Here is a 7,278-nt window from a genome sequence, read left to right on the forward strand (position 1 = left end):
TTGCAGGCTGCACTGGCAGCCCGACCGGACGGAATCCCTCACTGGAGGGAAAGCACGGGACACTGGTCCCTGCTGATAGCCCGGCCCCTGAGGTCCGGGCCGCCGCTAAGGGCGCTGAGTCCTGCGGCATTACGGGTGCCCCCGTCGTACCGGGGGAGGCTTTTTCCGGGAACGAGTCCCCGGATCCGGGCCTGGCAGGCTGCACTGGCAGCCCGACCGGACGGAATCCCTCACTGGAGGGAAAGCACGGGACACTGGTCCCTGCTGATAGCCCGGCCCCTGAGGTCCGGGCCGCCGTCAAGGACGCTGAGTCCTGCGGCATTACGGGTGCCCCCGTCGTACCGGGGGAGGCTTTTTCCGGGAACGAGTCCCCGGATCCGGGCCTTGCAGGCTGCACTGGCAGCCCGACCGGACGGAATCCCTCACTGGAGGGACAAATCCATTGGCGGGATTACCCCGCCGTGGTGGCGTTGTCCGAGTTCCTGAGGTCAAAACCTATGGGCATTTCTCTGGCCAGAGATCCGCACTGGCGGATTGTCCTGAAAGCCAGGCCCGCTGTTTCACCGGAGGACTCAGAACGCTGGAAGTTTTTCACCATGGCCGTGGCACTGGTCACGGCTGCCAATCAGGATCTGAAAACCCTGCTGGAAAATGGGGCCATTCGTCTGCCCCCCACGGAAACCAGCGTCTTTGAACCGGCCAAGGTACTACCCGGCCCCCGGCGCTGTACGGGGCGCGGAGGCGCGAAGTTCGTGCACAGTGAAAGTCGAAAACGGAACGGAAAACGGAAAAGTTCGTGATTCCAGTCTGTTTGGGCTGATATCCGTCAGAATGATGACGCTGCTGCACGCCCCAAAAAGCCCGACCATTGGGCTGGCAGACACCCGGCTGAAGAGGCCGGAAGGAGCGCACAAAGGTTCCCGCTTACAGGGGCCTCGCGCAGGTTGTGGGTTTAAAAGTCATGGAAGGAGAAGGGATGGAGGAGACCCCGCCTGAAAGGGAGTTCAAGACCCTGATGGACGTCCTGCGGTTTTTGCAGGGAGAGGGCTTTTCCATCGAAAAGACCAAGCTCTATCAGGATCAGAAGAGCGGGCTGATCCGCTACAAAAAGGGCCAGCCCATTACGGAAACGGAAGTTCTGGCCTATGTGACCAGGGTGGAGCTGGAAAAGACCGATGGCGGCAGCCCYATCACCGCCGCCCGTCAGCTGGAAAAGGACAACGCCGCCAAGCGKGCTCTGGCTCTGGAGCTGATGGCCCAGAAAAGGGAGATGGTGGCCCTTCAGCTGGCACGGGAGAAAAAGAAGCTGGTGGACAGAAACGAGGTGGATCAGATGCTGGTGGGCCTGCTTCAGRTYCTCGACACCTCGGCCAAGCAGCTCATGGACCGCCTCATGCCGGACATCTCCCGCATGGTGGGCGGAGACGGYTCCAAGGCCAACCTTGGCCGGGATCTGCTCCGTCAGGAGTGGGATGCCATGATGCACCGGCTTTCCCGCACGGAAGCCTTTTCCCTGAAGTACGCAGATGATGAAAAGGATTTTTTGGAAGAAGGATGACCCCATGGAAATGCAGCAGCCCATCCCCTCATGGATGCCGGAGACCTACCGCAGCGTCATCCGCCATTCAGGCCACAGCATCCGTTTTCAGCCCCTGCCGGGGGTGCGGCGGGTGATGCGCCGTCCAGCGCCCATGTCCATAGCGGACTGGTCGGAAAAATACCGCTACGTCTCCCTTTCGGCCATCCAAGGCCCGTGGCGGCACGAGAACGCGCCCTGGGCCGAGGGCATCATGGAGATTCTGGATTTTCCCTCTGTGGTGAAGGTGGGGCTGTGCAAGTCCGTGCAGTCCGCAGGAACGGAAACCGCCCTGAACATGGTGGGTTCCCGCATWGATCAGCAGAGCGCCAAGGTGATTTTTGTSTATCCGGACAAGGACACGGGCCGCAATGTCATGAAAAAGCGCATCGTGCCCATGATCCGCCATACCCGGCAGCTTTCCCGGCACCTCACCGGGTATGTGGATGATGTGCAGGGGCTTTCGGTGCAGCTGGCCCATACATGGATCAAGATCGGCTGGTCGGGATCTCCGGCAAGCCTTGCCTCGGAYCCCGCCGACACCGTGGTGCTGGACGAGGTGGACAAGTACATGCCCTTCACCTCCAACAAGGCCGAGGCCGGGCCYATYGAGCTTGCGGAAAAGCGCACCACCACYTTCCGCCGTCTGGGACGGGCGAAGATCTTCATGCTCTCCACGCCCACCACGGAGAACGGCCCCATCTGGAAGTTCATGGAAGAGGAGGCGGAGCTGATCTTTGACTGGCAYGTCCGCTGCCCGGACTGCGGCAGGGAGCAGAAGATGGCCTTCAGCCGCATCCGATGGCCCGAAGGCAGCGCTGCGGAKGCCTCCCGGGTGGARTCCCAGCATCTGGCCTGGTACGAGTGCAGCCACTGCCCCTCCCGCTGGGACGATGAAAAGCGGGACATGGCCGTGCGCCACGGCAGATGGCGCTCCCGAGACAAGGGCCTTTCCATTGCATCCGCCCTGCAATCTTCCCGCCCCAGCCGTGTGGGKGTGCATTTTCCCGGATGGAATTCCCTCTTTGTGACCCTTTCGGAATGYGCGGCCTCCTTTCTCCGGGGGCTTACCAGCAAATCCGCYYTGCGGGATTTCTGGAACAACTACGCCGCCGAACCCTGGAAGATTGTTCTGGAATCCACCTCCGAGGCCGAAGCCCTCAAGGCCCGCTGCTCCCTTGCCCCCGGCATGGTGGCCAATGAGGCCGTGGCCCTCACCTGCGGCATCGATCAGCAGCACGGGGGATTTTTCTGGGTGGTTCGCGCTTGGGACAGGCACTTCAACTCCTGGCTGGTGGAAAGCGGATTCTCGCCGGACGAGGCGGATCTGGATCATCTCTTGTATGAGCGAAGCTGGCCCATCGACGGAGAACCGGGCTTACGGATGAAGATCTGGCGGGCGGCCAGAGATTCCGGCGGCAACGCCTACGACACGGGCCAGACCATGCGGGACGAGGCCTATCTCTGGCTGGACAGCCGATGGGGCCTCTGTCGGGGATGTCAGGTCTGGGTGACCAAGGGCGCATCCACCAGCCTCCCCACCTTCAGCAAGCTGGGAAACCCCCTGCGYCAGACCCGATCCGGCAAGAAGCTGCGCTCCGGCGCGCGCCTCATGCTGCTGGACCCCAACCGGCTCAAGACCTCCTTTTTCGAGCGTCTGGAAAACGCCATTCAGGGCCGTGGCCATGCGGGCTATCTCCATGAGGGCGTGGCCGAAGGATCGGACTATCTGCGCCAGATCACGGCGGAAGAGCTTCGGGAAGAGGCAGGGCGGCAGGTCTGGGTGCAGCTCAGAAAAGACAATCATTTTCTGGATTGTGAGTGCATTGCTCTGGCTCAGGCCCTGTGGGAATGGCCCGGCGGCGGCGTGAACCTCCTTCAGGATCGGGTGAATGTGGTGGAAGAAGCCGCACCGCCTCCGCCCCGGAGACCGAAGGGGGAAAGACCGGAGAAGGGGCGCAAGGTTCCCGGCTGGCGGGACAGGATGTGAGCCATGGAAATTGGTAAGACGGACAGGAAAAAGGAGGCGGCATGAAAACCAGCCCCACGGCCCTTGTGGGCTTAAAGGAAATTTGTGCCTACGCGCGGATGAGTGCGCCGAGGGTGAAGATTGCCATTCAGGAGTATGGATTTCCTGCCCGGCAGATCATCGGAACGGAGTGGCAGTCGGACATGCAGCTGGTGGATGAATGGCGGCGGGAGAGGATTGGGCGGGGGGCAGCGTGAGGGGAAACAGGAAAGAAAGGAGAAGGCCATGAAAACGGAAAATATCTCAGAGGAAATGATCGAAAGACTGTACTGGGCGGCTGTGCATTTCAGGGATTTCATTGCCATGCAGCCCGATGCCAGCCCCGTGATCTGGTGCGGGGACAGGAAAAGCTGGGTGGTGAATATGCCGCACTATAAAAGTGCCTGTGAGGCGGTGAGGGAATTTGAGATGGAGGTTTACGGTAAAAAGCCCAGATTCCGTCTGATATTTATGGGGTCAAAAATTCCTGATTTTGAGAACTCGGAAAAAGAGGATGAACTTTTTCTCAAAAAACTTGAAAGTATGCGCTGGACAGTGCCTTTGGGGGGTGGTTCAAAGGCATGAAAGATGGAAAGGGGCTGATCTCTTTTGTCCTAAAGTCATTGTTGTGGGTCTTGAGGGAAGTGTTTCTTTACTTTACTGTTGAATTTATGAATATCTGAAAATGCTCTGCCTAAGTAGGCCACATTAGGGGGTGGCATTATAAAAACATGGTCTTGAGCTTTACCCCACGATGATATTTGGGCATTTATGTCGATACTCAGGCCTTGATGAAACAAACTCAGGTCTATCAAGCAACCATTCATATAGTTCCAAACATGCCATTCGTGAAGAATAACATGCTCACATTCTACCATGACGTTGCCAACTAATGTGCCGAATGGGATCAGCATGGAAATATAACCAAAAACGATTTCAACTTTGTCTTTTTTTGAAACCAGCTTTTGTTTTTGAAGGTATTTCAATATATTAAACAGGTGTTCGCTATTGCTATGGCACTCGTTCAACTGGAATAAATAACCATTTGAACCAGTGTCTAAATGTAATTCTTGAATTTGATCGATGTAACCTTGAATACTTTTAAGAAGTTCAACTTGTTTCTTGAAAGTCTTTGGAGGAGAGTAAGGTTTCATGAAATCCGAATTATATATTTCTGGAATTACATTTGAAATAATAGGGATTTCGTTTTCTACCGACCGAATATAGTGAGTCGAACTGGTAATTCCAGTCTTATTGAATTCCTCGACCAAAGATGTGATATTTGACTTATTCATAGTATTTTGAATTATTGATAGGTTCGCAATTGGCCCACAACGCCCGAGCTAAAAGCAGCTAAAAGGGGTCTGCCCCCTTTTAGCTTGCAAAAACGCTCGCGTAAGCCGGGGCCACAGTTCAAGCACTTATTAGAATTTCACGTCGAATAATCACTTACAACAACATAAGACTCAGCAAACTTATTTATAAATTTCCCCATAGAGTCTTTTTTTGACTTAATTAATTCGTTTCTATTATCTAAATCATACGGGGGTTTATACTTAAAACTTCTACCTATATATTCATAGTAGTTATCATTTCGTACTTGATTGTGCATTTTGATTAATTGAGACCGCATATTTACTTGGTGGTCTTGAATATTTTCATTCGAAGACAATAATCGTCTAAACTGCCAATCACTATCCGTCCATTCTGATATAAATGTAAATACATTTACTGGAAAAAAGTACCCAGCTTCGCGTCCTAAATTAAAGAGCTCATCAAAAACAGAAGCCATACTATCCAAGAATTCTCTAACCTTCTTTCTATCATCATATAATTGATCGACTTGTGGTTGACTAACACCTAATAATGAACAAATTGATTCTTGTGGGAGTCGGAATAAAACTGATTCTAAATTTGAAGTACTGAATACACCTGTTTTTTCAAGATTATTTTCACTTTTAATTTCTTCTAAAACTAGTGAAATGTGGGGAGAAACCCCCTGGAATTTATCGTTTACTACATAAAAGAATGATCTAATAGGTGATATTTGTTCCCAATAGGCTTTTAGCGTTATAAAATCCGATTTTACCTTTTTCTTAGCAGCTTCAGTATTCTTAAAAAGCTCTTCTGGGGCATAAACCTGAAAATACGCACCTGTTCTTTGAATCCAACCATCATTTCCTCTATCACCAATATTACCATGAGGTTTTACACTTTGGAATTCATGACATGCGTTCTTCATTACTTCATTAAAGAACATCTCATATTGAGTACCATTCGATTGCAATACCTTTAACTTGAATTTATCTCTGAGATTCATATTTGTGTTAACTCCAAAAATTTTAACGGGGCGGCGCGGCTTTTTGCTTCCGGTGAAGCGCCATGTTAGGCTATTAAATAAGCATTGCTTCAATATTAGCTGGCGCCATTTTATTTATGACAAAATCTTTTAACCCTACTTTCTCTGTTAAATAGATCATTAAATCATCGTATAATTGATTATCATAGTATTGTTTTTTAATTGATATACCGCCATTAATATGAAATCTCTCTGCCTCTTCATCAACTTTCAACCCCATTAATGGTGATAATAATTCAAGCGCAAAGTCTATTAACCAATGATTAATCAAAATACCAGTATGAATATAATTATGGGTCCATGAGTGTATTTTTTTTATTACAGATTTGGTTATGGTTTTAGGCATAATAATGTTTTCACTATGATTAAAGTAGAAATCTACCAACCTATCTGGTGTTAGCTTTACAATAGAACCATCAGTATTTTGAATATTATCTATTCCAAGAGCACAAAATAATTTAACCTCAAGTGCTTGCCTTATTAAAAAAATACTCGTTGCGATTGAAACTCTTTGATTTGTTATTTTAAAGGACCCATACCGTATATTATCTGCTAAACCATATATTTCACCGCTTGTAATAAAATTTGAGCGTTTAATTGATGATTCTGGTTTAATGCCTTTTGAGGCTTCTAAAATGGGAAAAAATGATTCTGAATCTGTATAGATTTCTTTTAAGAATTGAAGCAATCCGTACATACGATGGCTTTTGTATATATTGTCGTTCTCCTTAAATTTTTGTATCTTTTTTTGTATTGCCTTAACTTGTCTAAGTAGTAAATTAATCTGAACTATGTTGTAAATATCACTCTCTTCACTTTGGACGTTGACAGCAAATGCGTGTTCCTTTAGATGTTCATCGTTATGAACTTTAAATTTTGGAAAATTTTTTTTAGATCGAGATTGAATTTTTTGAATATACTCATTGACTAACCTGTCAAAATATCGAAAAAATTCATTCTCTTCTACTATTTCTCTGTAATTTTGTAAAAAATGAAATAAATCATTTTTTTGAAAATCTTTATATATCTTTGTTATTTTTGGGTCTATGATGTCCATTTTTTCTCCTATTCATTCTATTCAAAAGCTAAAAGGGGTCACCCATTTAAAGGACCTGTCAAGTAAAAAAACACCTCTCCTGTTCAAGCGTCACCTCTTTTTTTGCTTGATTACGGTTAACTCAGAATGGTGCAGGTGGCCTGTCTGAATTCGCATCTGAAATTTCAATTTTATTGGGATGGCGGAATAATGATCCGCACCAGTCACCCATCGGGATCCAGGCTTGCTGTGTTCTGTTGTACAGAACCGGCAGCCCCCTCCGCCAGAAGGCGGACCAG

The 7,278-nt window shown here is 49.3% G+C and carries 8 protein-coding genes; 5 read left to right on the forward strand and 3 right to left on the reverse strand.

The genetic code is table 11. The annotated features are described in order from the left end of the window. The first annotated feature begins 497 nt into the window (after nucleotides 1-497). The 5 genes from FIM25_RS04350 (at nucleotide 498) to FIM25_RS04370 (ending at nucleotide 4,169) form a co-directional block, all read left to right on the forward strand. Nucleotides 498-800, forward strand: a complete 303-nt coding sequence (locus tag FIM25_RS04350) for a hypothetical protein (protein ID WP_139446684.1) — start codon at nucleotides 498-500, stop codon at nucleotides 798-800. 176 nt (nucleotides 801-976) lie between these two features. Beyond that, entirely contained in the window at nucleotides 977-1,558 is a 582-nt protein-coding gene (locus FIM25_RS04355) for a hypothetical protein (RefSeq protein WP_139446687.1), read from the forward strand. A gap of 4 nt (nucleotides 1,559-1,562) precedes the next feature. Beyond that, nucleotides 1,563-3,566, forward strand: coding sequence for a terminase gpA endonuclease subunit (locus FIM25_RS04360; protein ID WP_179953153.1), 2,004 nt, complete (start codon nucleotides 1,563-1,565; stop codon nucleotides 3,564-3,566). Between the two features lie 41 nt (nucleotides 3,567-3,607). After that, the gene (locus FIM25_RS04365) at nucleotides 3,608-3,802 is read left to right on the forward strand and encodes a hypothetical protein (RefSeq protein ID WP_139446692.1); all 195 of its coding nucleotides are present in this window, start codon (nucleotides 3,608-3,610) and stop codon (nucleotides 3,800-3,802) included. A 28-nt stretch (nucleotides 3,803-3,830) separates the two neighbouring features. After that, nucleotides 3,831-4,169: a hypothetical protein gene (locus FIM25_RS04370; protein ID WP_139446694.1), complete on the forward strand. Its 339-nt coding sequence runs from the start codon at nucleotides 3,831-3,833 to the stop codon at nucleotides 4,167-4,169. Nucleotides 4,170-4,204: 35 nt separating this feature from the next. Here FIM25_RS04370 and FIM25_RS04375 read toward each other — a convergent pair whose 3' ends face one another. The 3 genes from FIM25_RS04375 to FIM25_RS04385 form a co-directional block, all read right to left on the reverse strand. Beyond that, on the reverse strand, nucleotides 4,205-4,738 hold the full coding sequence (locus FIM25_RS04375) for a hypothetical protein (protein WP_139446696.1): 534 nt from the start codon (nucleotides 4,736-4,738) through the stop codon (nucleotides 4,205-4,207). 278 nt (nucleotides 4,739-5,016) lie between these two features. Then, nucleotides 5,017-5,904, reverse strand: coding sequence for a hypothetical protein (locus FIM25_RS04380; RefSeq protein ID WP_139446698.1), 888 nt, complete (start codon nucleotides 5,902-5,904; stop codon nucleotides 5,017-5,019). A 73-nt stretch (nucleotides 5,905-5,977) separates the two neighbouring features. Then, a complete protein-coding gene (locus tag FIM25_RS04385; protein ID WP_139446700.1) occupies nucleotides 5,978-7,000 on the reverse strand; it encodes a hypothetical protein in 1,023 nt (340 codons plus the stop codon). Nucleotides 7,001-7,278: the final 278 nt, after the last annotated feature.

This window comes from Desulfobotulus mexicanus (assembly GCF_006175995.1).
Classification (GTDB): Bacteria; Desulfobacterota; Desulfobacteria; order Desulfobacterales; family ASO4-4; genus Desulfobotulus; species Desulfobotulus mexicanus.

Excerpts from the sequence above, each read along its gene's own strand:
- FIM25_RS04350 (WP_139446684.1), top strand. The coding sequence starts at position 498 with ATGGGCATTTCTCTGGCCAGAGATCCGCACTGGCGGATTGTCCTGAAA.
- FIM25_RS04365 (WP_139446692.1), top strand. The coding sequence starts at position 3,608 with ATGAAAACCAGCCCCACGGCCCTTGTGGGCTTAAAGGAAATTTGTGCC.
- FIM25_RS04370 (WP_139446694.1), top strand. The coding sequence starts at position 3,831 with ATGAAAACGGAAAATATCTCAGAGGAAATGATCGAAAGACTGTACTGG.
- FIM25_RS04375 (WP_139446696.1), bottom strand. The coding sequence starts at position 4,738 with ATGAAACCTTACTCTCCTCCAAAGACTTTCAAGAAACAAGTTGAACTT.
- FIM25_RS04380 (WP_139446698.1), bottom strand. The coding sequence starts at position 5,904 with ATGAATCTCAGAGATAAATTCAAGTTAAAGGTATTGCAATCGAATGGT.
- FIM25_RS04385 (WP_139446700.1), bottom strand. The coding sequence starts at position 7,000 with ATGGACATCATAGACCCAAAAATAACAAAGATATATAAAGATTTTCAA.